The 26,943-nt window shown below is 50.6% G+C and carries 19 protein-coding genes and 1 tRNA gene; 10 read left to right on the top strand and 10 right to left on the bottom strand.

Translation table 11 applies throughout. The annotated features are described in order from the left end of the window. Window positions 1-302: 302 nt before the first annotated feature. Window positions 303-578 (bottom strand): FmdB family zinc ribbon protein, encoded by a 276-nt coding sequence (locus EQU24_RS09740; RefSeq protein WP_017839681.1) that lies wholly within the window; start codon window positions 576-578, stop codon window positions 303-305. Between the two features lie 102 nt (window positions 579-680). On the opposite strand from EQU24_RS09740, the gene pyrC reads away from it, so the two are divergent. Next, entirely contained in the window at window positions 681-1,730 is a 1,050-nt protein-coding gene (gene pyrC, locus EQU24_RS09735; protein ID WP_017839682.1) for a dihydroorotase, read from the top strand. Between the two features lie 562 nt (window positions 1,731-2,292). Here pyrC and EQU24_RS09730 read toward each other — a convergent pair. After that, complete coding sequence (locus EQU24_RS09730) at window positions 2,293-2,883, bottom strand: DUF502 domain-containing protein (RefSeq protein WP_017839683.1); 591 nt, start codon at window positions 2,881-2,883, stop codon at window positions 2,293-2,295. A gap of 405 nt (window positions 2,884-3,288) precedes the next feature. Next, window positions 3,289-4,011: a hypothetical protein gene (locus tag EQU24_RS09725; protein ID WP_017839684.1), complete on the bottom strand. Its 723-nt coding sequence runs from the start codon at window positions 4,009-4,011 to the stop codon at window positions 3,289-3,291. A 330-nt stretch (window positions 4,012-4,341) separates the two neighbouring features. Between EQU24_RS09725 and EQU24_RS09720 the strand changes: the two genes are divergently transcribed. Genes EQU24_RS09720 through EQU24_RS09710 form a run of 3 tightly spaced genes read left to right on the top strand, consistent with a single transcriptional unit; the run spans window position 4,342 to window position 10,121 of the window. Next, window positions 4,342-5,622 (top strand): TolC family protein, encoded by a 1,281-nt coding sequence (locus EQU24_RS09720; protein WP_017839686.1) that lies wholly within the window; start codon window positions 4,342-4,344, stop codon window positions 5,620-5,622. Next, window positions 5,615-6,955, top strand: a complete 1,341-nt coding sequence (locus tag EQU24_RS09715; RefSeq protein WP_017839687.1) for an efflux RND transporter periplasmic adaptor subunit — start codon at window positions 5,615-5,617, stop codon at window positions 6,953-6,955. The genes EQU24_RS09720 and EQU24_RS09715 overlap by 8 nt, the downstream gene beginning before the upstream one ends. Then, entirely contained in the window at window positions 6,948-10,121 is a 3,174-nt protein-coding gene (locus tag EQU24_RS09710) for an efflux RND transporter permease subunit (RefSeq protein ID WP_017839688.1), read from the top strand. The genes EQU24_RS09715 and EQU24_RS09710 overlap by 8 nt, the downstream gene beginning before the upstream one ends. 148 nt (window positions 10,122-10,269) lie before the next feature. Here the strand turns inward: EQU24_RS09710 and EQU24_RS09705 are convergent, their stop codons facing one another. Next, window positions 10,270-11,166 (bottom strand): dihydrodipicolinate synthase family protein, encoded by an 897-nt coding sequence (locus tag EQU24_RS09705; RefSeq protein WP_017839689.1) that lies wholly within the window; start codon window positions 11,164-11,166, stop codon window positions 10,270-10,272. Window positions 11,167-11,194: 28 nt separating this feature from the next. On the opposite strand from EQU24_RS09705, the gene EQU24_RS09700 reads away from it, so the two are divergent. From EQU24_RS09700 to EQU24_RS09685, 3 genes are all read left to right on the top strand, one after another. Continuing rightward, window positions 11,195-11,521, top strand: coding sequence for a DUF1840 domain-containing protein (locus EQU24_RS09700; protein WP_017839690.1), 327 nt, complete (start codon window positions 11,195-11,197; stop codon window positions 11,519-11,521). A gap of 178 nt (window positions 11,522-11,699) precedes the next feature. After that, the gene (locus EQU24_RS09695) at window positions 11,700-12,356 is read left to right on the top strand and encodes a pyridoxamine 5'-phosphate oxidase family protein (RefSeq protein WP_017839691.1); all 657 of its coding nucleotides are present in this window, start codon (window positions 11,700-11,702) and stop codon (window positions 12,354-12,356) included. A 371-nt stretch (window positions 12,357-12,727) separates the two neighbouring features. Then, window positions 12,728-12,818 (top strand) — tRNA-Ser (locus EQU24_RS09685). Between the two features lie 316 nt (window positions 12,819-13,134). On the opposite strand, the gene EQU24_RS09680 is transcribed toward EQU24_RS09685, so the two are convergent. The 6 genes from EQU24_RS09680 to EQU24_RS09655 form a co-directional block, all read right to left on the bottom strand. Next, window positions 13,135-16,746: a hydantoinase B/oxoprolinase family protein gene (locus EQU24_RS09680; RefSeq protein WP_017839694.1), complete on the bottom strand. Its 3,612-nt coding sequence runs from the start codon at window positions 16,744-16,746 to the stop codon at window positions 13,135-13,137. Further along, entirely contained in the window at window positions 16,739-17,470 is a 732-nt protein-coding gene (locus EQU24_RS09675; protein WP_017839695.1) for an SAM hydrolase/SAM-dependent halogenase family protein, read from the bottom strand. The genes EQU24_RS09680 and EQU24_RS09675 overlap by 8 nt, the downstream gene beginning before the upstream one ends. Continuing rightward, entirely contained in the window at window positions 17,471-18,331 is an 861-nt protein-coding gene (gene ttcA / locus EQU24_RS09670; RefSeq protein ID WP_017839696.1) for a tRNA 2-thiocytidine(32) synthetase TtcA, read from the bottom strand. Between the two features lie 273 nt (window positions 18,332-18,604). Further along, window positions 18,605-19,825: a beta-ketoacyl-ACP synthase I gene (gene fabB, locus EQU24_RS09665; protein ID WP_017839697.1), complete on the bottom strand. Its 1,221-nt coding sequence runs from the start codon at window positions 19,823-19,825 to the stop codon at window positions 18,605-18,607. Window positions 19,826-19,836: 11 nt separating this feature from the next. After that, window positions 19,837-20,352, bottom strand: a complete 516-nt coding sequence (fabA, locus tag EQU24_RS09660; RefSeq protein ID WP_017839698.1) for a 3-hydroxyacyl-[acyl-carrier-protein] dehydratase FabA — start codon at window positions 20,350-20,352, stop codon at window positions 19,837-19,839. A gap of 125 nt (window positions 20,353-20,477) precedes the next feature. After that, window positions 20,478-22,382 carry a lytic transglycosylase domain-containing protein gene (locus EQU24_RS09655; protein ID WP_026130052.1) on the bottom strand — a complete coding sequence of 635 codons (1,905 nt, stop codon included), beginning with the start codon at window positions 22,380-22,382 and terminating at the stop codon, window positions 20,478-20,480. A gap of 239 nt (window positions 22,383-22,621) precedes the next feature. Here EQU24_RS09655 and EQU24_RS09650 point away from each other — a divergent pair, with 239 nt between their 5' ends. The 3 genes from EQU24_RS09650 (at window position 22,622) to EQU24_RS09640 (ending at window position 26,936) form a co-directional block, all read left to right on the top strand. Continuing rightward, window positions 22,622-24,421: an ABC transporter ATP-binding protein gene (locus EQU24_RS09650; RefSeq protein WP_017839700.1), complete on the top strand. Its 1,800-nt coding sequence runs from the start codon at window positions 22,622-22,624 to the stop codon at window positions 24,419-24,421. A gap of 149 nt (window positions 24,422-24,570) precedes the next feature. Then, window positions 24,571-25,413: a PHP domain-containing protein gene (locus EQU24_RS09645; RefSeq protein WP_026130054.1), complete on the top strand. Its 843-nt coding sequence runs from the start codon at window positions 24,571-24,573 to the stop codon at window positions 25,411-25,413. Between the two features lie 89 nt (window positions 25,414-25,502). Continuing rightward, the gene (locus EQU24_RS09640) at window positions 25,503-26,936 is read left to right on the top strand and encodes a glutamate-cysteine ligase family protein (protein WP_017839702.1); all 1,434 of its coding nucleotides are present in this window, start codon (window positions 25,503-25,505) and stop codon (window positions 26,934-26,936) included. Window positions 26,937-26,943: the final 7 nt, after the last annotated feature.

Below are 26,943 nucleotides of genomic sequence, written 5' to 3'. Positions count from 1 at the left end.
CTTACTTACACTCTGTTATGCAAGCCGCCGTTATTGGGCCAGCAATTCCCAATTTGGAGATCAAAAAGGGTGTGGGGTATGCTTGGCGAGGATGTCGGCAGCAGGGGCAGATTTTTGCTCCTGCAAAATCTGCATTCACGCCATCCTTGGCGCTTGCAGATTTTTGCTCCTGCAAAATCTGCATTCACGCCATCCTTGGCCCTTAGCTGCCGCCAAGCCCCCATGGATGGGTTTAAGGCGTTCCTCGACAGGCATACCCCACACCCTAAAATCGGCGAAACTGCTCAAACTGGGAATTGCTGTTATTGGACAGAACAAGCGCCGCTCCCGCATCCGCCGCCGGTTGAAGAACACGACGCAGGAGCGGAAGCCTCACCAGCGACATTTTTCTTATTGCCGCTTTTAAAATCGGTTTCATACCAACCGCCGCCCTTCAATCTAAAACCGGCTGCGGAAATTTTTTTCATCAACTCGGGCCGGCTGCAGGCAGGACAATGAACCAAAACAGGATCGCTCATTTTTTGCAAAGCCTCATGCTCATGACCACAGGCTTGACATTGATATTCGTAAATAGGCATTTTTCGACTCCGTAACTAGAAACAATTGCCAAAATAAGGGCACGATTTAATTTTTCAAGCCCATAAGGTAAAATCATCGTTTATAAAAATAAGCGCATTATAATGAATAAACTCACTATTACCCAGCCCGACGACTGGCATTTGCATATCAGAAACGGCGAGATACTAAAAACCGTACTGCCGCATACCGCTAAACAGTTTGCAAGAGCCATCATCATGCCCAACTTAAAGCCTCCGGTAACAACGGTCCGGCAGGCCCTGCAATACAGAAATGAAATTTTGTCGGTCCTTGCTTCAGAGTCATATTTCACGCCTTTGATGACGCTTTACCTAACCGGGTCAACTACCATCCAAGACGTCAAAGAAGCCGCCGAATGCGAACACATCTACGCGTTTAAACTATACCCTGCCGGCGCGACCACCAACTCCGATGCCGGAGTCGCCGACCCAAAGACGATTTATCCGATTTTCGAGGCAATGCAACAATTCGACATACCACTTTTAATTCACGGCGAAGTCGTCGATCATGACTGCGATATTTTCGACCGGGAACGCGTATTTATCGAACGCACGCTCAGCGATATCGTTCGCCAATTTCCTAATTTACGCATCGTACTCGAACACGTCACCACAAGCGATGCGGTCGAATTTGTCAAATCGACGCCGAATAACATTGCCGCAACCATTACACCTCAGCATTTACTCTACAACCGTAATGCGATGTTGGTCGGCGGCATAAAGCCTCATTATTACTGCTTGCCGATATTGAAACGAGAACAACACCGCCAAGCGCTGGTTGCAGCCGCAACCAGCGGCAACCCGAAATTCTTTTTGGGCACCGACAGTGCTCCTCACATAACGGGGTTAAAAGAAAATGCTTGCGGTTGTGCCGGCTGTTTCAGTGCTCATGCTGCGATCGAGCTTTATGCTGAAGCCTTTGATAAGGCAGGCGCTTTAGAAAGACTGGAAGGGTTTGCGAGCTTTTTCGGCGCCGATTTTTACCGTTTACCCAGAAACACTCGTTCGGTCACATTGATTAAGGAACCTTGGCTCGTACCTGAATCTTACGGGCATGGGGAAATTAACATCACGCCGCTCAAAGCCGGCGAGTCATTAGCTTGGAAGCTCGAACTCGAGGGCCGTAAATCCTAACTCCGATAACTTATACCATGAAGGAGCCATGAACCTAAATTCGGCAGTCCAACCATGAAGAACATGAAGTTAATGAAGTATTTCAAGAGATTATCTAAACGTTCTACTCCCTTTTGATTGAAAAACCATATAAGAATAAAAGGCATGGGATGTGTCTATCGAGGACCGCCGTGAACCCATCCATGGGGGCTTGACGGCAGCTCAAACGCCAGGGATGGCGTGAATGCAGATTTTGCATTACGCCAAGGATGGCGTGTAGTAGGGCAATGCAGGACAGAAAAATGCTCCTGCATTTTCTGCATTCATTACATCCATGTAACTCAGCAATTGCCGAGGAGCAAAATCTGCCCTGCTGCCGACATCCTCGCTAGCCACACCCCATACCTTCATAAAGTTAGCTAATTTTTGAGTATAAAGGGAGTAGCTAACCTTTCGGGTGAGCGAAAGCTTGTATACAAACGAATGACAAGTTATTGCATTAACTTCTTATTCTTCATGATCTTCATGGTGAAATGCTTTTTTTATGATGAAGCGTTTGCCTCGGTTAAAACCATTTTTACAATTAGGGAAGTTTTTTCATCTCATCCATTTTATCGAAATCAACCCCTACGCTAACGATAAAGCTAGTCGCTTGCTCAATATTCATTTCGGACTTTATGACTCTGGATTGATTCACAATCACCGTAAAACCTGAAGTCGGATTCGGCGACGTCGGCACAAACAACACATACTGATCATCCTGCTTATTGGTCACATAAGCAGGAACCCAAAGCCCTTCTTTTGGATACTCAATATAAACCACCTCACGCGCTTCCTTACGATCATGCGAGGAAAACATGTTAATGACTTTCTTAGTAACCCGATAAATGCTATTCAACAACGGAATTCTATCGATAATAAAATCGAACGCAGCAATCGCCCAAAATTTTCCTTCCTTGACGATTTTATGTCCAACCATCGATAAAATTAAAAAACTAACTGCAAACACCATCAATGTATAAAGGTAATTATCGGCATAGCCGTATACCATCCTAAAAAGATCGGACACCCTATCTTTTACAAAGATGACAATCTGCAAAATGATCACAATCGGAATAACCGCGAAAATTCCGATCAAAAAATTATTTAAAATCGCCTTGAACTGTTGATTCATCATGCCCCCTTTTAATTGATATATTCTGTAATGACAGACCGTAACACTTTAGCAGTTCTTTATTCGGCACTCGTTGCCTTATCCGGGCAACAAGACTCGCTATTATGAAATTAAGCCGTCACAGAATACGTATACCTTTCGCACTTGAAATTTCGGCAGTGCCCGAGGAGGCACCGGGGTGTGTGGCAAAGGCTTTGCCAGCATGGAGCTGGCATAGAGCCTACAGGGACGTATTCACGGCGTCCTTTGGCGGACACCCCGGCGCCGAGTTTTGATCTACGACGGGTATAATAAAGTCATTCAGGCTCGAATGTACCTCAAAAGCCTGCCATCCATGGAACTGGATTCAGCCAGTCCATGGCGGTATGACGGGTTTCCTATAACTTAACGGTAGTGGCAACAAGACTACAAAGACTTCCAAATCAATACGGCGCCAGAAACTCCCAAAAATGCCGCAAAAATTCTAGCGTACTTTTCGTTATCGATGTTCTTATAAAGCATTTCCTCAGTCAACAAAAATACAACCACGGCAATTTGCAGTAACGACACATTATCGGCATAAGAAATTAAATACTGATGCTTGACAAAAAATAACGTCAAAACCTGAAACACTGCGAACATGCCATAACAAACCGCAACAGTCGACCGAGTCTGATTTTTTTCATACTGTTTGCTATGCACCATCGCAGTCAATAAAGATCCGCCTAAATTGGTCAACCCATGCACTATACCCATCGAAATTAAATACGTTCTTTCGTAACCGACCAGTTTTTCAATTATTTTATTGACGGCGCCGACCGCATCCTTAAGCGCAACGAAAATTAAAAACACCCCAATCAATGCACCGATATTGATCCGAACGCTAGTCACGATAAATAAAAACACCACAACGAACGGTATGCTGTATTTCAGTACATTCTTAACAAAGTTGATATCTATAAAATGATGATGCTTAACTAACTGCAACAAGTTGATGGCAATAGAGATCGGCAACAAAATCTCAAGCGCATTGATGAACTGATAGCCCAATAACAACAGCATGGGCGTACCAAACAATAAAACACCTACGCCAAAAATCGACTGAATGACTGTCGTCGCTACGATTGTCAACAAAATATCCAATGGCATCGATATCTCCTTTTTATTTTTATAAGGCTTTGCATTATATACCGATAATTAAAAATAAATTCGAAAGGTTCGCTACACTAAAGCCTAAAGCCTTCAAGCTATACAGCCATTTTTGTAACACGGCTGATGGGCCCAAAAGACAGCGTTACGATAAATTAAGGATGGAAAGCACCTAAAAATTACCGTTTTGTATTACCTTTCAAGAGATATTAAAACGCGAAGCGCACTATGTATGTTAGCTCCTTAAACAAACTTAACTGGATATTTACCATGCTCCTCAGCTCTCATCATGAACCACCGGCCGTTTTATAAAGGACATAAGAACCTCTGATGCCAGTCCGAAAATTCATAATAAGCGTCATTGCGCTTGCGCTAGTCGTGGTATCCGGCTTTGTAAAATCGGAAAACGTTTTGACGCTTGAGGCCGCGCTTGGCGCTGCCGTTCAAAACAATCCCAGCCTGGCCCGAATCAAGGCCGCCGCACAGGCATTAGCGGCGATTCCTTCCCAAGCCGGAGCCCTGCCCGATCCCGTCATCGGTTTCAACGTCATGAGCCTGCCGGTCGATCATTTCGACACCCGGAAAGAAGAGATGGCGCAAATCGGATTCGGTATTTCTCAAGCCATTCCGTTTCCCGGAAAACTGACCTTGCGCGAACAAGCGGCGGCTTATGAAGCGCAAGCCGCCGCCTACAACGAAGATGAATTGCGTCTGAGTTTGCTAAGTGACGTCAAAACCGTCTGGTGGCAGCTATTTTATTTGGACCGCTTACTAGAAATCACCGATAACAATCGGATGCTGTTGCAGCAGTTAGTCGATATTGCCGGAACGAAATATGAAGTCGGCGAGGGTTTACAGCAAGACGTCCTGCTGGCGCAACTCGAATTGTCGAAACTGCTGGATCGAAAAATCAAGATCGACGGCATGCGGAGCAATGCCGTTGCCGGGTTGAATGCCTTGTTGGACCTACCGGGCAATATCCCCGTGCAACTGCCCACAAAGGTAGCGTTACAATTGCCCGACATTTATGACGATCAAACGCTTTATCGACTGGCCGAAACCTACAGACCCTTACTAGCAAGCGAACGGGAAAGAGTTAACGCGGCAAAATCCAAGCTGGACTTGGCCAAAAGAGAGATATTACCGGATTTTAATGTCAATGCCGCTTACGGCGCTCGCGATAATATGCCCGACGGCACCCGGCGCTCCGATTTGCTCAGTTTCGGCATCAGCATGAACGTGCCGATCTTTTATGCGCAAAAACAAGCTCAGGGTGTAAGCCAGTCTACGAGCGAGTTGATGCGCGAACGATATGCCCTGCAAGATCAATGGAACGGCGTGCGCAAACAAATATCACAAGCCGGCAACGACTACCGACGCGCAAAGGAACAAGTATCGTTGTATGAAACAGGCATCATTCCTCAAGCCCAGCAAACAGTCGCATCGATGCTGGCCGGATATCAGGTCAATAAAGTCGACTTTCTGAATCTAATACGCAGCCAAATTACGGTCTACGACTTTGAAGCGCAATATTGGCAAGCCTTCGCCGAAGCCAACCAAGCTTTGGCGCAGCTTGTCGCAGCGACAGGCAAGGAAGACATTTATGAGTAAACGCTTATTGATCACGGGCTTATCGATGCTCGCTTTGGGCCTCGGCGCAGGCTATTGGTTGGCGGGCCGTGTCGGCAGCCTGTCCATTGAGGCGCACTTACCCGAACATAGACTCGACGATAAAAAGCCGAAACACCGTCAGCCCTTGTTTTACCGCCACCCGATGAACCCCGAGATTACTTCGCCGGTGCCGGCCAAAGACTCGATGGGCATGGATTACATTCCGGTTTACGCAGAAGAACAAACCGCCGCCGAGCCCGGAACGGTTAGAATCGATCCTGTGACGGTACAAAACATCGGTGTGCGTACCGCAAGAGCGTCGCGTACCACGCTTTCTCGAAACGTGCGTGCGGTCGGTCGGGTCGATTACGACGAAGAACGCATCGTCCGTCTGCACCCAAAAACGGCCGGCTGGATAGAATCTTTAAATGTGGATAAAACCGGTCAATGGGTTAAAAAAGATACCGATTTATTGAGTATTTATTCCCCGCAATTGGTCGCGGCTCAACAAGAATATATTCTGGCTCTGCAAAATCGGAAAATTCTGTCTGATAGCCCGTTCGAAAGCATCCGCCAGGGTGCGGAAGATCTGCTGGCAAGCTCCCGGAAACGCCTACAATTACTCGACGTGCCGGCGCATCAACTCCACGAATTGACCGACACAAAGCGCATCATCAAGAGCCTGCATATTCATGCGCCGACTGACGGCATCGTGATACAAATCGGCGCCCGCGAAGGCCAATATGTCACGCCGGATACCGAAATCTTCACGATCGCCGATATCGCCAATGTCTGGGTTTATGCCGACGTCTATGAATATGAGTTGCCTTGGATCAAGCCGGGTGATCGGGCCGAAATTCGATTGATAGGCGTTCCGGGACGAGTTTTCGAAAGCCGGGTCGAATTCATTTATCCTTATGCCGAGAGACAAACCCGCACCACCCGAATCCGCATGGTGCTCGATAATAGGGAAGGCTTATTGAAGCCGGATATGTTTGCCGACGTGACAATCGCTACTCAAAGGCAGTTGGAAACTCTGGTCGTTCCTACCGAAGCGGTCATCCGTTCCGGCACGCGCAATCAGGTGTTCGTGGTCCGGGAGGCAGGCAAATTCGAACCTCGTATAGTCAAGCTCGGCTTGGCTTCGGACGGATGGACGGCGATTCTCGACGGTCTCGACGAAGGCGAAGAGATTGTCGTCTCGGCTCAATTCCTAATCGACTCCGAATCGAAACTGCGCGAAGCAACGGCCAAAATGCTGGAAGCACCGACGCAGCCTCAAGCCGAATCGATTCCGATGCTTCACGATGCGGGGGATCACAAGCATGATTGAAGCGATCATCGGCAGCGCCTTGAATAACCGCTTTCTGGTTTTACTAGCGGCGGTACTGTTGGCCATCACCGGATTTTGGTCGTTCAAAACCATATCGCTCGACGCGATCCCCGATTTATCCGACGTGCAAGTCATCGTATTCACCGAATATCCGGGACAGGCGCCGCAAGTCGTCGAAACCCAGGTCACTTATCCGTTGACGACAGCGATGCTGGCCGTGCCGAAGGCTAAGGTCGTTCGCGGCAGTTCCGATTTCGGTATCTCGATCATCTATATCATATTCGAGGACGGTACCGATATCTATTGGGCCCGCTCGCGCGTCCTGGAATATTTGAATTACATTCGCGAACGCTTGCCGCAAGGCGTCAATCCTTCATTAGGACCGGATGCGACCGGAGTCGGCTGGGTCTATCAATATGCCTTGATTGACCGAACCGGGCTGCACGATCTAGCCGAGTTGCGCTCGATACAGGACTGGTATTTGCGTTATCCGCTGCAAACCGTGCCGGGCGTTGCCGAAGTCGCGTCGATCGGCGGCTTCGTCAAGCAATATCAGATCGAGATCGATCCGAATGCGCTGGCCGCCTACGGCATTTCGCTGGCGCAAGTCAAACAGGCCGTCAAACGCAGTAATAACGACATCGGCGGCCGCTTGCTGGAAAAGGCCGAAACCGAATACATGGTGCGCGCGCCAGGCTATATCCGCTCATTGGAAGACATCAAGACGATTCCGCTCGGCGTCGACAATAACGGCACGCCGATCCGAATACAAGACGTGGCGCATGTGCAGATCGGTCCCGAATTGCGTAGGGGCATCGTCGAGTTGAACGGTGAAGGCGAAGTGGTCGGTGGCATCGTGATCATGCGCTTCGGTGAAAACGCCCGGGCTACGATTCTCGGCGTGCGGGAAAAACTGCAGGAACTCAAACAAAACCTACCCGAAGGCGTCGAAATCGTCTCGGTCTACGACCGGGGCGATTTGATCGAACGCGCAGTCGATACCCTATACCAAGCCTTGTCCGAGGAACTCATCATCGTCTGTGTGCTGGTCGGCTTGTTTCTGCTACATCTGCGTTCGTCGCTGGTAATCGTGATCACCTTGCCGCTGGCCGTACTCATGGCCTTCATCGTCATGAAAATGCAAGGGCTCAACGCCAACATCATGTCGCTGGGCGGCATCGCGATCGTGATCGGCGACATGGTCGACGGCGGCATCGTGATGATCGAAAACGCCCATAAGCATCTGGCCGAAGCCGCCGAGAAAAAACAGGCCGAATTGACGCGGCCAGAGCGCTGGCAGGCCATTACCGCCGCATCGAAGGAAGTGGGGCCGTCGCTGTTTTTTTCATTGCTGGTCATCACTGTTTCATTCCTGCCTATTTTCGTGATGCAGGCGCAGGAAGGCCGTATGTTCAGTCCGCTCGCCTTCACCGCAACTTACGCGATGGCGGCTGCGGCGCTATTGACGATTACGGTCGTCCCGGTCTTGATGGGCTATTGTATTCACGGAAAAATCATTCCCGAACATAAGAATCCGGCCAACCGTTTTTTGCATTTCATCCACTCGCCGGTCTTGAAACTGGCGATGCGCTATCGCGGCCTTAGCTTGCTCATCGCATTACTGCTGCTGGCCAGCACGCTTTATCCGCTGTCCCGGCTTGGCAGCGAATTCATGCCGCCGCTGGATGAAGGCGATATTCTGTACATGCCGACTACGTTTCCGGGCATTTCGATCACCAAAGCCAAGGAACTGCTGCAACAAACCGATAAAATCTTGAAAACCTTTCCCGAGGTGCATCATGTGTTCGGCAAGGTCGGGCGCGCCGAAACCGCGACCGACATGGCCCCACTGTCGATGATCGAAACGATCGTGCATCTGAAGCCCCGGACGGAATGGCCCGAACCCGGCAAAACGAATCAAGAGCTCGTCGCCGAAATGGACCGTGCGATTCGCTTTCCCGGGATGGCCAATGCATGGACCATGCCAATCAGAAACCGCATCGATATGTTATCGACCGGCATCAAAACCCCGGTCGGCATCAAAGTATCCGGTCCCGACCTGACCGTTTTACAGACCATCACCGAACGCATCGAACAAGAATTGAAAACCTTGCCGGATACCCTATCGGCGATGGGCGACCGCGCGGTCGGCGGCTATTATCTGGACTTCATCATCGACCGCGGCGAAGCGGCGCGTTATGGTTTGACCGTCGGCGATATACAAGACGTGATACAAAGCGCGATCGGCGGAGAAAATATCACACAAACAGTGGAAGGCCTGGAGCGTTATCCGGTCAATCTGCGTTATCCGCGAGAATTGCGAGATAATCAGGAAAACCTCAGACGCGTTCTGATACCAACGCCGCAAGGCACGCAAATCCCGTTGGCACAGGTCGCCGCGATTGAATTGAACCGAGGCCCGCCCGGAATTAAAAGCGAAGACGCTCGACCCAACACCTGGATCTATGTCGACATCAAGACTTCCGACATCGGCGGATATGTTGAACAAGCCAAAAAAATGCTGGCACAACAGATCGAGATACCCCAAGGTTACACTGTCAGTTGGTCGGGCCAGTTCGAGTATATGGAAAGGGCCGCCGAACGGTTGCGTATCGTGATTCCATTGACGCTGTCGCTGATTCTGTTGCTGCTGTATTTTTCGTTCAAGAATTTCGTTGAACCGGTCCTCGTGATGTTGACGATTCCGTTCGGTCTGATCGGTAGCATCTGGATGATCTACTGGTACGACTTCAATCTGTCGGTGGCCGTCTATGTCGGCTTTATCGCGCTGGCCGGCACCGCCGCCGAAACCGGCGTGATGGTATTGAATTTCATCGATATCGAAATAGCCAAACTGCGCGCGCAAAAACAGACATCATTGACGGCTGCGGAAATCAGGGAGGCGGTCGAATCGGCCACTGCGTTGCGTGTTCGCCCGGTCGCAATCACCGCGTTCACGACAATGTTGAGCCTGATTCCGTTCATGGTGGCGACCGGCGCCGGCGCCGATGTGACCCAACGCATCGTCGTGCCGACCTTGGGCGGCATGCTGACCGTGCTGGTACTGACGCTGCTGGTGTTTCCAGTGCTTTATAGCTTGGTGTTGCAGAGCTTGGAGCCACGTCGGGAGAAAAATACAGCAACCGATTTAAAAATCACACGATAAATCGAGAATGAACAATTTACGACGCTCATTTTTTAAAAGAGCAATTACTCACACAATCACTTATTTTGTTCACTTTCAGGAGATTCGGTACCAAATAAAGCCGGTTTATTGCCGGACAGGATCGCCGAATGATGCCCCGCCTAAGGCTTTAATTTAACAGTCTAAAATCGTTCAAGCAGTTGTAAATGACTTTTCGAATTCGATCAATTACTTCAACTGGAACTGGAGTCAACGGCGGGCGTACATGTATCGGAAAGTGATCGATTCGAGCAGTCATGGCCGCTTTGACCAAAGGAATTTCAGAATAGCCGCCGGTATTCCGAAACCGGTTCCAAACATCGAGACAACACTGCATCGATTGCGTTTTGCTGGCGGATAATCGGTATTCCGTTTGCATCGCGATCAACAATTCAGGCATCGGATTCGCCGCCCCAGTGACCGAACCGGATAAGCCTTTTTGCAAGACCTCGAAAACTTTTGCGTCATTGCCCAAAAATACAGCCAATTCGGGAAAATTCGACCGGTATAGCTGGGCATTGTCTATATCGCCGCTCGAATCCTTGATGCCGACTATCGAAAGACCCTGATCAAGTAGCGTAGTCACCAGATCGATACCGAGATGATTACCGGTATGCTGGGGGAAATGGTATAGCATCGCCGGCAAAGGGGCGCCGGATATCGCGTCGATGAAAAATCGAGAGAGCCCTCTGTCCTGGCAGGCGGAATAATAATAAGGCGGTAATAACAGTATGTAGTCTGCGCAGCCTTTCGTTCCGGCGATCAGCTTGCGAACATCGCTGACGCAGGTCGCGCTGACGTTGTTGATTATAGTACCTGCGAAATATTCTCTAACGAATTCGACAACCTGCCGGCGTTCCCTTATCGTGATCGACGGGAATTCTCCGGTCGTACCATTGGCAATGACCGTCCGCACTCCCCAGGAATACAAAGACGATAAATAAGCTTTAAAGGCTTGCCATTCGATTTTTCCGCTTGCATCAAATGGTGTCAATAACGCTACAATAGGGCCATGAAGTTGAATCATAAAATCCAATGAGTTTCAGTAAAATCAAATGTTAGTAACATTCAGTTGTGATGTATACCCCAACACCACCTATTTCGGCGATATCGCGCAAACATTGCTGAAAATGATGGGAAAACGCGGCAACGTGCCGGGCGCTATTCTGGCGAAAGATGTTCCGATAGCCCTGGAGCAATTGCAAAGCGCCCTTGAAAAGCAGAAGGCGCAGTCGTCGGTAAATTCAGACGATGAAACGGACGCCGGACAAAAGCACTGGAAAGAAAAACCGGTTCCTTTGGCTCATCGGGCATTGCCGCTGATCGAATTACTTACTGCCGCCGCAAAAGCCAATTGCAATGTCATGTGGGACCGGAATTAGAGCTACGCGTGGCGGGTTATATTTCATCCTCTTAGGCGATACTTCGGCATACCTTTCGTCAGGCATGACCGCGCTGCACCGAGCTTGTCATAGTGGAATCAAATACCCAGGTTTGTTTTACCCATCTGGAAAGGTTATGGCAGAATAAGTCGGAGAACAATTTTGAGAGAACCACTTAATGAACGATATTTACAGTCAACAGCATCGACAACTGCAAGACCGGCATGATACGCGCAACCTGGCCGACCGGGTACAGGAGCTCATCGTCGAAAATCAAATCAACGAACAACATCAGCCTTTCATCGAAAGCCGAGACTTTTTCTTCTTGACCACGATCGACCACCGGGGCTTTCCCACCTGTTCCTACAAAGGCGGCAACCCGGGGTTGACTCGCGTAGTCGATCCTCAAACGTTAGCCTTCCCCAGTTATGACGGCAACGGCATGTTTCTGTCGATGGGCAATATCCAAGGTAATCCCAAGATTGGCATGCTATTCATCGACTTTGACACGCCGCACCGTATCCGAGTGCACGGCGAAGCATCGATTCAAGAAGGCGACTCATTGCTATCGGAATATCCCGGAGCAGACATGATCGTCAGAGTCAAAATCGGCGAGATCTTCATCAACTGCCCACGCTATATCCATCGCATGCAGCGCATTGAAACGTCAAAATACGTCCCTCAACCCGGCAAAGAAACGCCCATTCCACAATGGAAACGCATCGATGCGGTACAGGATGCGCTTCCCGCTTCAGAACAAGGTTTTGCAGAAAAACTGGGCGGCACCATTACGCCGGAAGAATACAGCGAGAAGGTGATGAAGGGTGAAGGATGAATTCACAATTCAAGAACCCTGTCTTCATTATCTTCAAATCCCAGCAATCCCCAATTTGGAGATAAAAAAGGGTGGGGGGTATGCTTGGCGAGGATGGCGTTCGAGCTGCCGCCAAGCCCCCATGGATGGGTTTACGGCGTTCCTCGACAGGCATACCCCACACCCTAAAATCGATGAAACTGCTCAAACTGGGAATTGCTGGGGCAATGCAGGAGCAATTGCCGAGGAGCAAAAATCGACCGAACACTCCGACGCCTCCATACGCTAATGCCGAAATTTGAAGTGCGAAAGGTATACTTTAAAAGAAGGGCGGAAAAAAAATAAAAAAAAACTTGAATAATAAATTCGATCCGTTATCATATGCGGCTCACGGAGAGATGGCTGAGTGGTTTAAGGCAGCGGTCTTGAAAACCGTCGTGGGTTTGTAGCCCACCCAGAGTTCGAATCTCTGTCTCTCCGCCATCATATCTAAGCTAATTGACTAGGAAAATTATTTTTTCCTATTGCGACCTTGATCAGGCGTTTGCTACAGAATGCCGCAACAAAGATGCCTCTAATTCCTCCTTTTTTTATTTGATTCGGCTTGAAAACGAATTTACTTTTCGTATCGCCGCCGACATCCTCGCTAGACACACCCCATACCCTCATAAAGTTAGCTATTTCTTGAGTATAAAGGGATTATCTACATGGACGTATTCACGGCGTCCTTTGACGGGCACCCCAACGCCGAAATTTGAATAGCAAAGGGTATAAGTCTCCTTTTTTGCCTCACAATCTATCAAACCACTTTACTACCGTACCCGCCGCCGCCGGGCGTTTCGATTTGCAGCACGTCCCCGGCTTGCATTTCGACTTGGGCGCAACCGCCTAAAGACTCGACGGGCCCGCTTGCCCGCCATAGGCTATTTTTGCCGGCCGCGCCGGGCTCGCCGCCGTTCAGTCCGAATGGAGCGGTTGCGCGATGGCTCGACAAAATGTTAACGCTCATCGGTTCGAGAAACTTGATTCTGCGCACGACCCCGTTCCCGCCGTTGAACGCGCCTTGGCCGCCGCTGCCTTGGCGTATCGAAAATGTTTCGAGCAAAACCGGAAAACGCCATTCCAGCACTTCTGGGTCGGTAATGCGCGAATTAGTCATGTGCGTATGTACCGCGCTGCAGCCGTCGAAACCGTTGCCGGCACCGGCTCCGCCGCAAATCGTTTCGTAATATTGATAACGCTGATTGCCGAAGGTCAGATTGTTCATCGTGCCTTGCGATCCGGCCAATACGCCCAATGCGCCGTACAAGGCATCGACGATGATTTGCGATGTCTCGACATTGCCGGCTACGACTGCGGCCGGGTACTTCGGATTAAGCATAGAGCCTTCCGGAATGACGATATCGAGCGGCTTGAGACAACCGGCATTAAGCGGAATGTCGTCTTGCACTAAGGTTCTGAAGACATAGAGTACCGCCGCCTTGCAGACTGCCGACGGCGCGTTGAAATTACCGGATTGTTGCGGCGAGGTGCCGCTGAAATCGATACGCGCGCGCTGGTGTTCGCGGTCGACAGTTACGCGCACGGCGATTTCGGCACCGTCGTCGAGCGCATAACGAAATTGTCCATCCGGCAGATTGGCCAAAATCTTGCGCACCGAGGCCTCGGCATTGTCCTGCACGAAGCGCATGTAGGCCTGCACGACCGCCAATGAATAATGCGCGATCATTTTATGCAGTTCTTGAGCGCCTTTTTCGTTCGCGGCGATCTGTGCCTGAAAATCGGCAATATTCTGCTCGGAATTGCGCGCGGGATAGCCTCCCGACAGCAACCAACCCCTCAGCGACTCCTCGTTGAAACGGCCTTGTTCGACGATCTTGATGCCGGAAGTCAACACGCCCTCCTCTTCGATCGAGCGGCTGTGCGATGGCATCGATCCCGGCGTGATGCCGCCGATATCGGCATGATGACCGCGCGATGCGGTAAAAAACAGCAGCCTATCCCGATCGAAAACCGGCGTGATAATCGTGATATCGGGCAGATGCGTGCCGCCTCGATAAGGCGAATTGACCAGAAAGACATCACCGCGCGCCATCGTGAAATCGCTGTTTTGCACCAAGCATTTGACGGTCTCGCCCATCGAGCCAAGATGCACCGGAATATGCGGCGCGTTCGCGATCAGCTCGCCTTGCGCATCGAACAGCGCGCATGAAAAATCCAGCCTTTCCTTGATATTGACCGAGTGCGCGGTATTTTGCAGGACGAAACCCATCTGCTCGGCAATCGATATGAACAGTTTGTTGAAAATTTCCAACATGACCGGATCGGGCGACGCACCGGTCGTCAATGCGGCATGTTCGCTGCCCTGTTGCCGCGTCAGAATGAGATTGCGCCCCTGATCGACCGAGGCACACCAGCCTGGGTCGATCACGAGGGTCGAGGTCGGTTCGATGATAATAGTCGGCCCGTCGATGACCCTGCCCCGGTTTAATTGTTCACGCCGATATACGGGGGTTTGCCAATGCCGTCCACGGAAAAAAACCGATTCGATCGTCAGCGGCGCGATGGATTCTGAATTATGCTCCTCTGCCGGTATCGATGCGTCCTGCCCGCTGAGTCCGATGACTTCGACGGCCATCGATTCAATAATGAGCGGCTTGTCGGCATAGGTAAACCCGAATTGGCGCAAGTATTGCCGTTCGAAATCGGCCAGCATGACCGACTGCTCGGCAAATTCGACCGCCAACGCGGTATCGGTGCCCTGGTAGCGTAAAAACAGGCGGCGAACCGCTTCGATGCGAACTTTTACAACGCCTTGCGCGGCAATCTCGGCATGCCCTTCTCGTTCCAACGCATCGAATTCGAGTCGTAAAGCGTCCAACGAAACCTTGCCCCACGGCCGTTCCAAGGCTTTTTGTCGAACCGTGCGCAAGTCTGCCAGACCCATGCCGTAGGCCGACAAGACGCCCGCGAACGGATGCAGGATAATACGCCGCATCCCCAAGCGTTCGGCCACCGAGCAGGCATGTTGTCCCGCCGCCGCGCCGTAACAGCACAAGGCATATTCGGAAACGTCGTAGCCTTTTTGCACCGAGATAGTCTTGATGGCCGCCGCCATGTTTTCGACCGCGATATCGAGAAAACCTTCGGCGACTTGTTCGGGACTTCGGCTATCGCCGGTCGCCTCTTGTATGCGCTGTGAAAGTTCGGCGAACAAAACTCCAACCCGGCCCCGATCGAGTGGCAAATTGCCTTCGGTGCCGAAAACGGCCGGAAACAGCGGCAATCTCCCCAACATGATATTCGCATCGGTCACGGTCAACGGACCGCCTCGCCGGTAGCCGGCCGGCCCCGGATTCGCGCCGGCCGAATCGGGACCGACCCGGTAGCGCATGCCGTCGAAATGCAGAATCGAGCCGCCGCCCGCCGCGACGGTGTGTATCGCCATCATCGGCACACGCATTCTAACGCCCGCGACCTCGGTTTCGAAGCGGCGTTCGTATTCGCCTGCGGAATTCGCGACATCGGTCGAGGTGCCGCCCATGTCGAACGCGATGATTTTGTCGAAACCGGCCTGTTGCGCGATCGCGACCGCACCGACGATACCGCCTGCCGGGCCCGATAAAATACAATCGCGGCCTCGAAAACGCTTGGCATCGGTCAAGCCACCGTTCGATTGCATGAACATCAAGCGAACTTCATCCGAGCGCTCGCCGCCCAAACCCGAGGCAACCTGATCGACATAGTGCTGCAACATCGGCGATAAATAGGCATCGACGACGGTCGTATCGCCGCGCCCGACGATCTTCATTAAAGGACTGACTTGATGCGAAATGGAGATTTGCGTGAAGCCGACCCTTTCGGCGATTTTCTGCAAGCGGATTTCATGCGCCGGATAACGCCAGGCATGAAGCAATACTACCGCGATCGCGCGCAAGCCTTGGTCGTAAAGCGCTTGTAACTGCCGTTCGGCAAGCTGCTCGTCCAAGGTTTTAAGCACGCTGCCTTGCGCGTCGATACGCTCGTCGATTTCAACGACGGTTCGATAAAGCTGTTCGGGCAGTTGGATATTCAGCGCGAAGATATCGGGCCGGTTCTGGTAAGCGATGCGCAAACAATCCTTGAAGCCTTTTGTGATTATTAGCGCGACGGGTTCGCCTTTGCGTTCGAGCAAGGCATTGGTGCCGACCGTCGTGCCCATTTTGACGATTTCGACGGCATCCGCCAGCGGCTCTGCTGGACCCACATTCAGGATATCGCGCATGCCTTGCAACGCGGCATCCCGGTAACGTTCCGGGTTATCCGACAGTAATTTATGCGTAAGCAGGCGTCCGTCCGGGCTTTTCGCGACAACGTCGGTAAAGGTGCCGCCCCGGTCTATCCAAAATTGCCAGCGTTTGACTTCATTCATAAGCGACCTTCATGCCGATCCGAAGATCCAATTGCCGTTCGGCATGGCCTTGATTGACGGCGATTTCGACCAAGCCGCATGAATTGCAATACCAAAACGGCTCGCCTACCCCGACTTCGCTGAAGGTGCCGGCTTGCTCGAGCCTGCGTCCGTCGACCATTAACTTCCGTCCATCCAGTTCGGAACGGTAACGCAGACCGGTAAAGGCATTGCCGTAGCCGTCGAAATAAATAATTTCGGCCAGATCTTCAGGCCAATCGGCGATATCGACATCGTAAGGTTTTAAATCGTCTGCCGCTTGACCCAGGACGAGGCGTGCCGCGACCGGCGCGAACAAATCGCGGCCGTGAAAACTCATCGAGCAATTTTCGGGACGCCAGACGATTTCAAACCAATCGCGGCGTTCGGCATGTTTGGCGACGGTATTCAACAAGCCGTTATCCGGGCCGACGAATGTTTGTCCATCCGCATGCAATACCACGGGCTTACGCGCCCCGCCGACGCCGGGATCGACGACGCAAAGAAATATCGAGTCTTGCGGAAACTGTTGCCGCAATGCGGCCAATAGATAGGCGGCCGCTCGGGGATTGCCGCACGGCGCATTACTGACAAGATAAATGACTGGACTGGATGGCGCGATTTGCCGAAGTACGATTTCGACTTGCCCGAGATAAGGGCCGGCCGGCCCGAAATCGGTGAACAGTACGATAGCAGCGCCGGTCATTTACATTGCCAAGAACGACAACCCGGCGTCGACATCGATCGCTTCGCATCCGTTTAGCAGGTTCGAGTTGGCTTTGAGTCCGGCGAAATCGAACAGTTGAGTATCGGCCAATTGCGATGGCGCGACGTTTTGCAGACTCGTGAAAATCGTCTCCAAACGCCCCGGAAACTGTTTGTCCCAGGTCTTCAGCATGACTTTCATCGCCTGGCGTTGCAGATTTTCCTGCGAGCCGCACAGATTGCACGGAATGATCGGATAATCACGGAATGCGGCGAAGCGTTGTATTTCTTTTTCGCGGCAATAGGCGAGAGGCCTGATCACGATGTTTTTCTTATCGTCGCTCAGTAGCTTAGGCGGCATCGCCTTTAGTTTACCGCCGTAAAAAATATTCAGGAAAAAAGTTTCCAAAATATCGTCGCGGTGATGGCCCAAGGCGATTTTGGTAATGCCGTTTGCTTCGGCATAACCGTACAGGGTACCGCGCCGCAATCTCGAACACAGGCCGCAGGTCGTTTGGCCTTCGGGAATCACACGCTTGACCACGCTGTAGGTGTCTTTCTCGATGATGTGGTAAGGAACGCCGATGGATTCGAGGTATTCGGGCAAAACATGCTCGGGAAAACCCGGTTGCTTCTGATCAAGGTTGACCGCCAGCAGTTCGAACTTGACCGGTGCGGTTTTTTGCAGATTCATCAAGATGTCCAGCATCGTGAACGAATCCTTGCCGCCGGACAAGCAAACCATGATTTTATCGCCGTCTTCGATCATGTTGTAATCGGCGATCGCGTCGCCGACCGCATGGCGCAAACGTTTCTGCAGTTTATTGAATTGAGTCCGGGATTTTTGAGTGGAATGGGTCATACGAAATAAATTATAGGCTACGCATCGCGTACCCTTATTCGGGGCGCGGAAAATAAATTCTAGTTCCCACGGTCCTCCGTGGGAACTGATACCCTATCTGCCGAAGCAAGATCGGTATGCACATTCCCACGCTGGAGCGGTGGGAACGAGGAATGCACCAATACTTTCAAATTCTCTGGCGCAACGGGAACTAGGAATCGCTTGCAAAGGTGCGCGATACGCACCCTACGGAAAGAAGGTTCCCGCGCGGAATCCGTGGGAACCTAATAAATATCAGCCGTTATAACGCTGAAATATCAATGTTGCGTTGGTGCCGCCGAAGCCGAAACTGTTCGACATGATCGTATTTAAGGTCACATTGTCCTTGAATTCACGAACGATAGGGATATCGATCGCATCGGGGTCAAGTTCGGTAATATTGGCCGAGGCGCTCAAAAAACCTTCTTCCATCATCAACAATGAATAAATCGCCTCATTGACACCAGCCGCGCCGAGTGCATGGCCGGTCAGCGACTTGGTCGAACTAACATTAGGCACATTACCTTGTCCAAACACGGTGCGCAACGCCTCGAGTTCTTTGGTATCGCCGACTGGCGTACTGGTTCCGTGGGCATTGATATAATCGATCTTCGCATCGACGGTCGCCATCGCTTGTTGCATGCACCGCACTGCGCCTTCGCCGGATGGCTGCACCATGTCGTAGCCGTCCGAGGTCGCGCCGTAACCGGTTAATTCGGCATAAATCTTCGCGCCGCGCGCCTTGGCATGCTCGAGTTCTTCGATTACTAGCACACCGCCGCCGCCGGAGATCACGAAGCCGTCGCGAGTTGCATCATAAGGGCGCGATGCAGTTTCGGGGGCCTCGTTATATTTCGACGACAACGCACCCATGGCATCGAATAATAGCGACATAGTCCAATGGACTTCTTCGCCGCCGCCGGCGAATACGACATCTTGCTTACCCATTTGAATCAATTCCATCGCATGACCGATGCAGTGCGCGCTGGTCGCACAAGCCGAACTAATCGAATAATTAACGCCCTTAATCTTGAACGGCGTGGCCAAACAGGCGGTATTCGTGCTCGACATTGTTCTCGGCACCATGTAAGGACCGACTTTTTTAATGCCTTTTTCGCGCAAAATATCGGCAGCATCGACTAAATTCGATGTTGAGGGGCCGCCGGACCCCATGACTAACCCCGTTCTGAAATTAGAGATTTCAGACTCCTCAAGACCCGAATCCTCGATCGCCTGTTGCATCGCAACATAATTGAACGCAGCGCCATCGCCCATGAAACGCTTGACTTTCCGGTCGATAAATTGATCCAGATCGATATTAATCGCGCCGCGCACATGGCTTCTAAAACCAAGTTCTTGATAATCATCGGCAAACGAAATTCCGGAACAACCTTGTTTCAAGGAATCGACTACCTCTTCTCGATTATTTCCGATGCTGGAAACAATTCCTAAACCGGTCACTACGACTCTTTTCATTAACTACGCCCCTAAAAATCTTCTGTTGAAGTAAACAGACCCACTCGCAAATCGGTCGCTTCGTATATTTCCTTTCCGTCGACTTCCATCGTGGCATCGGCAATGCCCATCACTAATTTTCGCATAATCACTCTTTTCAAATGAATACGATATATCACTTTCTTTGCGGTGGGACGAACCTGGCCCGTGAATTTAACTTCGCCGACTCCCAATGCACGGCCTTTACCGGGCCCGCCCAACCAGCATAAATAAAACCCGACCAATTGCCACATTGCATCCAAACCTAGACATCCCGGCATCACCGGATCGCCTTGAAAATGGCATTCGAAAAACCACAAATCGGGTTTAATATCCAATTCAGCAATGATTTCACCCTTACCATACTTACCTCCTTCGTCGGAAATATGAGTGATGCGATCCATCATTAACATATTCGGTAATGGTAATTGCGCATTTTCCGGTCCGTACAACTCCCCTCTGCCGGACATTAATAATTCTTCGCGCGTAAAACTATGCTGCTTCCCCATTATTAGTACCTGAGCTTAATTTTTATTAAACGGCGTATTATCCATTAGATAACAAAAAAAATCAGCTCAATTTTTTTGCTTCCGAAATGGCGGCAAGGGACAATATCAATACTTCCCGACAAACATCAACCGGGCTGTACATCTTTCATGACATCGCCGAGCCGAATCGAATCCCGTTCCATCATAAGCTGATAAATCATCGCATAACCTAAAACCGCAGCGACATATTCCCGGGTTTCCTTAAACGGGATCGTTTCCATCCAAATATCGGCCGGTAATGTTTGATACCTCGGCAACCATCGATCGACTCTTCCCGGGCCGGCGTTATAAGCGGCAGCGGCAAGGGCAAAATGACCGCCGAAACGGTCGAGCATTTGTTTGTAATAATGTGTACCGTACTTAACATTTACATGCGGCTGGTACAAGCTATTTTCCGAATACCATGTTTCATTGAGTTTTCGCGCGATTTGCCGACCGGTTTGCGGCATGATTTGCATCAAACCGCGAGCGCCGGCCGGCGACCTTGCCCTAGGGTCGAAAACGCTCTCTCGACGGATCAACCCTAATACGATAGCCGGGTCTAAGGACTGTTTTCGTGCCTCCTTTTTGATGTCGTCTAGATAATCGAGCGGAAAGCGCAAGCCGACATCGTCCCAATATTCCGCTTTCGCAATCGTAAATACCGCGGTCTGCGTCCAGCCCCATTGCTGCGCTACTTTGGCGGCAACCTGAATTTGTTGCTTATCGAGCCGAGTCAGCAAATACCACCATTGCCGAAGTCCTTCCTGCTCCCGATTTAGCGCCTTCAATTCGGCTACGAGACGCACGGCAGGTCGTTGAGCAAAACTTGCCAATTGCTCAGAAGTCAACGCCAACGGCCGATCGGAAAGCATCGGCGTCTGATTCACGTTTTCCGCCGCGATAAATCCGAACAAACTGCGGTCGCCGGCCAACGCTTCGAACACTTTATGTCCGCGTTCGCGCTGCCCGGTTTCGGTCAACGCGCGGGCCAACCAATATTGCCAACGGGGTTGATTTTTTTCCTGTTCGCTTAAGCCGTTCAAAGCCTCAATGACATAAGGCCAGTTTTGTTCGAGCAAGGCCGCCCTAACCCGCCATTCCCTGACCGTGTTATCGGCATTGTTAACCCTGCTCAATCGATCATAAGCTCCCGACCTTCTCGCAAAAGCCAGTGATAAGCCTAACTTACGCTCGACGTTATCGACAGTCTCGACCGACATCCAATAACGATGTTTATTAGCGTCCCAAACGCTCAACGCAGCATCTACATCGGAACCGGCCAAGCGCTCGATGCCGTAGCCGAAAATCGATCCCAGCGTACGATAATCTTTTTGCCATTCGGACGGCTGCTCGACCAAACGCGGCGATTGATGCACCTTGATCCAAAAGTCTGCCGTCGACCGCTCGTTCGGACCGAGCACCTTTTTAAGATATTGGGCCAACGGAACCCGGTTGTTTCTCAATGCCAGCTCGAATCGCCGCCAAACCATGTCTTGCGTAAATTCACCCGATGCCATCAACTCGTTTAATAGAGCATCGCAAGCTTTTGGCTGCGAATAACCGACCGTCCAAAGTTTTTTGGCTTCGCTCAACGCGTCATCCCGAAACCCGGTTTTTAATCTGGCCCATTGATAATGACATGCCAACTCGGCATTATCAGTTGGCCGATAATGTTCGACCAATGCCTGCCATCGCTTGCCGTCCGCCAAATACTTTAACCATTCGCGTCTCAACAACGCCGAATAGCGCATATCCGAATAATCGTTTAAATAACGTTTAATCTCTTGATCGCGATCCAAATTATTTTTAAGCCATTGATACTTGAGTAACGGATATAAGGGATAATCGCTGAGCGCTTCGGCACTTTTAGGAAAAGCACCGCGATTAATTGACGCAATTTGTTTCTCGGCATCTAAAAATGCCTGGCGCCGATCGTCCATATTCATTGCCGATGCGACTGAAAACGGGCTTAACAGCCCTATCAAACAAATTATTAATTGAACATTCATTGGGTTTAGGGTTTTTAAAAAATACGACACGGCTTATAATTTCGCTAACTATTTAGCATAAGTCATGTATGAGAAGGTGTCAGGCATTGATTTATAAGGCTGTCTGCAACAGGACGTTGCAGTCAGAGCTTACAGGGATGTATTCACGCGTCCTTAGAAATCAATGCCTGACACCAACCTACCGCATGCGCTGAATAGTTACTAATTTCAGTTATTTATCTCAGTCAACGCGGCGGAACGTGCATAGTAAAAAGCTCATTCAAAAACCATCACTATACACTTGGAATTATATTTATCGCATCGCGCTGCTGCATAAAAAAGAATTGCTTGTTGCCCATATCATAGCGATTCTGGGAACGATTGCCAGTGTTCCTGTGCCTTTACTGATGCCGCTGCTAGTCGACGAAGTGCTGCTCGACAAGCCCGGCCCAGTCATCGCCACAATAAATCGTTTCACGCCGGAAGCCTGGCAAGCCCCCATTCTCTATATCGTTACGATTCTATTGCTCAGCCTATTGCTGCGTATCATCTCTATCCTGTTTCACATCATTCAAGGCAAACAATTCACCTGCATCGCCAAGGATATCGTTTTTAGAATTCGCCGTAACCTGATCGACCGCCTGCAGACCATATCGATGTCCGAATACGAAAGCTTGGGCGCCGGTACGGTCGTCACGCACCTGGTGACAGACCTCGATACGATCGACAGCTTTATCGGCACCACGATCAGTCGCTTATTGGTTGCCGTGCTGACCATTCTCGGCACGGCTGCAATTTTGCTATGGATGCATTGGCAATTGGGTCTCTTTATTTTGCTGTTGAACCCTATCGTTATCTATTTCACGCGCGCGGTCGGTTCCAGAGTAAAGGACCTCAAATCGAAAGAAAATGCTTCTTACGGAGTCTTTCAACAAGCCTTGACCGAAACGCTCGAAGCGATTCATCAAATCAGAGCGAGTAACCGAGAGAAACATTATTGCCTGCAACTGATCGACGCAGCGCGCTCGGTCAAAGACTATTCGACCGCCTTTGCCTGGAAAAGCGATGCGGCAACCCGCTTGAGTTTTTTGATTTTTTTATTCGGGTTCGACATATTCCGCGCCCTGGCAATGCTGATGGTATTTTATTCCGACCTCAGTATCGGCCAAATGCTTGCGGTATTCGGTTATCTTTGGTTCATGATGGCGCCGGTTCAGGAAATTTTGGGCATCCAATATGCCTTTTATGCCGCTAAAGGCGCGTTGAATCGAATCAATAAACTCAACGCGTTGCAACAAGAACCCCATTATCCGCATATTAAAAACCCTTTTAGCCATAAAAAAACCGTCTCGATCCGCGTCGAAAACCTGAATTTTGGTTATAGCGACGAAAAGGTTTTGAACAACATCAAACTCACCATACCTGCAGGCGAAAAAGTTGCTTTGGTCGGTGCCAGCGGCGGCGGCAAATCGACTTTGGTACAAACCTTAATCGGCCTGTACACGCCCGATAGCGGCACCATTTATTACGACGAAGTCCCGGTCGAACAGATTGGACTCGAAGTTATCCGTGAGCATGTCGTCACGGTATTGCAGCATCCGATTTTATTTAATGACACGATTCGAACGAATCTGACGCTCGGTAAACCGGTGGATGATAGTGAACTCTGGAAAGCCCTTGAGATTGCTCAATTGAAAAGCGCCATCGACGAATTGCCCAAGGGACTCGATACCATCGTCGGCCGACAAGGCATGCGTCTGTCGGGCGGACAACGGCAAAGAATGGCGATCGCCCGCATGATCGTCGCAAATCCTAAAGTCGTAATACTCGACGAAGCCACATCGGCGCTCGATTCCGAAACCGAACACAAACTACATCAAGCCATGGCCCAATTTCTCGAAGGCCGAACGACGATCATCATTGCGCATCGCCTGAGCGCCGTTAAACAAGCCGATCATGTCTACGTATTCGAGGAAGGCGGCATCTGCGAACAAGGCCGCCATGAAACCTTAATCGCCCAAAAGGGTCTCTATGCCAAACTTTACGGTGAATATCAATGAGAAAAGCAGGGGAAAGGTGCAAGATAAAAGATAAAAGGTAAAAGGTAAAAGGTAAAAGGAATTAAAATCACCTTCAACCTTCAACCTTTAACCTTTAACCTACAAACCTTGAACCTTGAACCTTGAACCTTGAACCTTGAACCTTCATCATGCCAGAAAACTACGACCTACACAGCCATTCCACCGCATCGGATGGTGCATTGTCACCCAGCGAACTGATTCAGAGAGCCAAGGAGAAAGGCGTCACATGTCTCGCATTGACCGACCATGACACGACCGATGGACTCGCCGAAGCCAAGCAAGCGGCAACCGAGGCAGGTATCGATCTGATTTCGGGTATCGAACTATCGACCACCTGGCATAAACACTGCCTACATATCGTCGGCTTGAATATCGACCCGGAAAGCCCGCGTTTGAAAGAAGGCATATACAAACTGCAAGCGATACGCCGCGAACGTGCCGAGCAAATTGCCGGGAAACTGGAAAAAAAACGTATTCTTGGCGCCCTCGAAGCAGTTAAAGCTGCCGCAGGCGCCGGCATGATTACACGCACTCACTTCGCGGATTTTTTGTTGTCGGAAGGCCATGTCACGACGCAACAAGAGGCTTTCGACCGATACATCGGCCAAGGGAAACCCGCCTATGTCTCGACCGAATGGGCCGGACTCGAAGAAGCCATCGGTTGGATCAAGGAATCGGGCGGGGTCGCGGTATTGGCTCACCCGATGCGTTACAAACTCACCGCTTCCTGGATGAAGCGCTTACTAACCGCGTTCAAAGAAGTCGGCGGTAACGCAATCGAAGTGGTCTGCGGCCGCAACGACCCGGCCGAAATCCAAACCTCCACGCAATACGCGCAAAAATTCGACCTGGCCGGCTCGAAAGGTTCGGATTTTCATAACCCTAAATACGTTTGGGTCGAGCTCGGGCGCTTGAACCCGTTACCCGAACGGATCAAACCCGTTTGGGATTTATTCGAAGCGCGCGCCTAAATATTGAGCTTCGGTCACGATTACCACTATCGGTTGACGTGTTAAGCCGATTGAAATTAACATGACTCCAATTCAACCGGATAACAATTATGGGTCAGGAAATCTCAGCGTCGCATTACGATTTAGGCGATTTCGACCGGTTCCATCGAAAATTGACTCAGGAAACTTTACTCCTCAGTGAATTATTCGATCGACAAGCCTTTTCGACCCGCCATCCAGTCGCCGGTTTCGAGATCGAAGCTTGGCTGGTTGACGATAACATGATTCCCGCACCGATTAACGACCTGTTCTTATCCGGCTTAAACGATCCTCTAGCTTGCGAGGAGCTGGCAAAATTCAATATCGAACTCAACAGCGTACCGACACCTTTAGCCGGCAATCTCGGCAGCCGTCTTGCCGAACAATTGCAAACAACCTGGAGTAAGGCGCGCCGTCAGGCAGAAAGCATTAACACTCGAATCATCATGATCGGCACGCTTCCGACACTGAAACAAGCCGACCTCAACCTCGGCAATATGTCGGATCTCAATCGCTACCGCGCGCTGAACGAACAAATCCTGCATTCCCGGGGCAAGCCGATACATCTCGATATCACCGGCATCGAACATCTAAAAACAGTCCATTATGACGTGATGTTGGAATCGGCCACGACGTCATTCCAAATCCACACGCAGGTGCCGCTTGCTATCGCGCATCATTTTTATAACGCATCGATTATCGCTTCGGCTCCGATGGTCGCGCTATGCGGCAATGCGCCGTATTTATTCGGTAAAAATCTGTGGCACGAATCGCGAATTCCGCTGTTCGAGCAAGCCATCGAAACGGGCGGCTACGCCGGCGCCGCACAAGGACCGGTCAAACGGGTCAGCTTCGGAACCGGATACGCTAGAAAAACGATCCTAGAATGCTTTCAAGAAAACCTGGATCATTTCCCAATCTTACTGCCCGAAGACTTAGGCCCCGTCTCGGAAACTTTCGAGCATTTAAAATTGCATAACGGTACGATTTGGCGTTGGAACAGACCGTTGATCGGTTTCGACGACGACGGCACCCCGCATATACGGATCGAACATCGAACGCCCGCAGCCGGACCGACCGTGATCGACGCAATCGCCAATGCCTTATTTTTTTATGGATTGACCAAAAATCTATGCGATGAAATCGTCGACAAAGGCATCACGGTTCCGTTTAGCCAGGCCAAGGATAATTTCTATCAAGCCGCACGTTACGGCCTGGAGAGCCCGATCGTTTGGCTAGATGGCGCCAAACACCGATTGCAGTCTCTATTCGTTGCAGAGCTCGTCGCACGCGCGGTAATGGGATTAAAATCTCTCGGCATTAGCCGTTGCGATATCGAAGACTTTCTCGGTGTCGTGCAACACCGAATCGCTTCCAAACAAACCGGCTCTCAATGGCAACGCGATTTCATGACAAATAACCCGGACGACTTTACCGCAATGACTCGGCAATATCTGGACAACCAAAACCGAGGCAAGCCGGTCAGCGAATGGCTAATAATGTAAACTCTAC

This window comes from Methylotuvimicrobium buryatense, from assembly GCF_005931095.1.
Lineage (GTDB): Bacteria > Pseudomonadota > Gammaproteobacteria > Methylococcales > Methylomonadaceae > Methylotuvimicrobium > Methylotuvimicrobium buryatense.
This window is presented reverse-complemented; position numbering and strand designations above follow the sequence as displayed.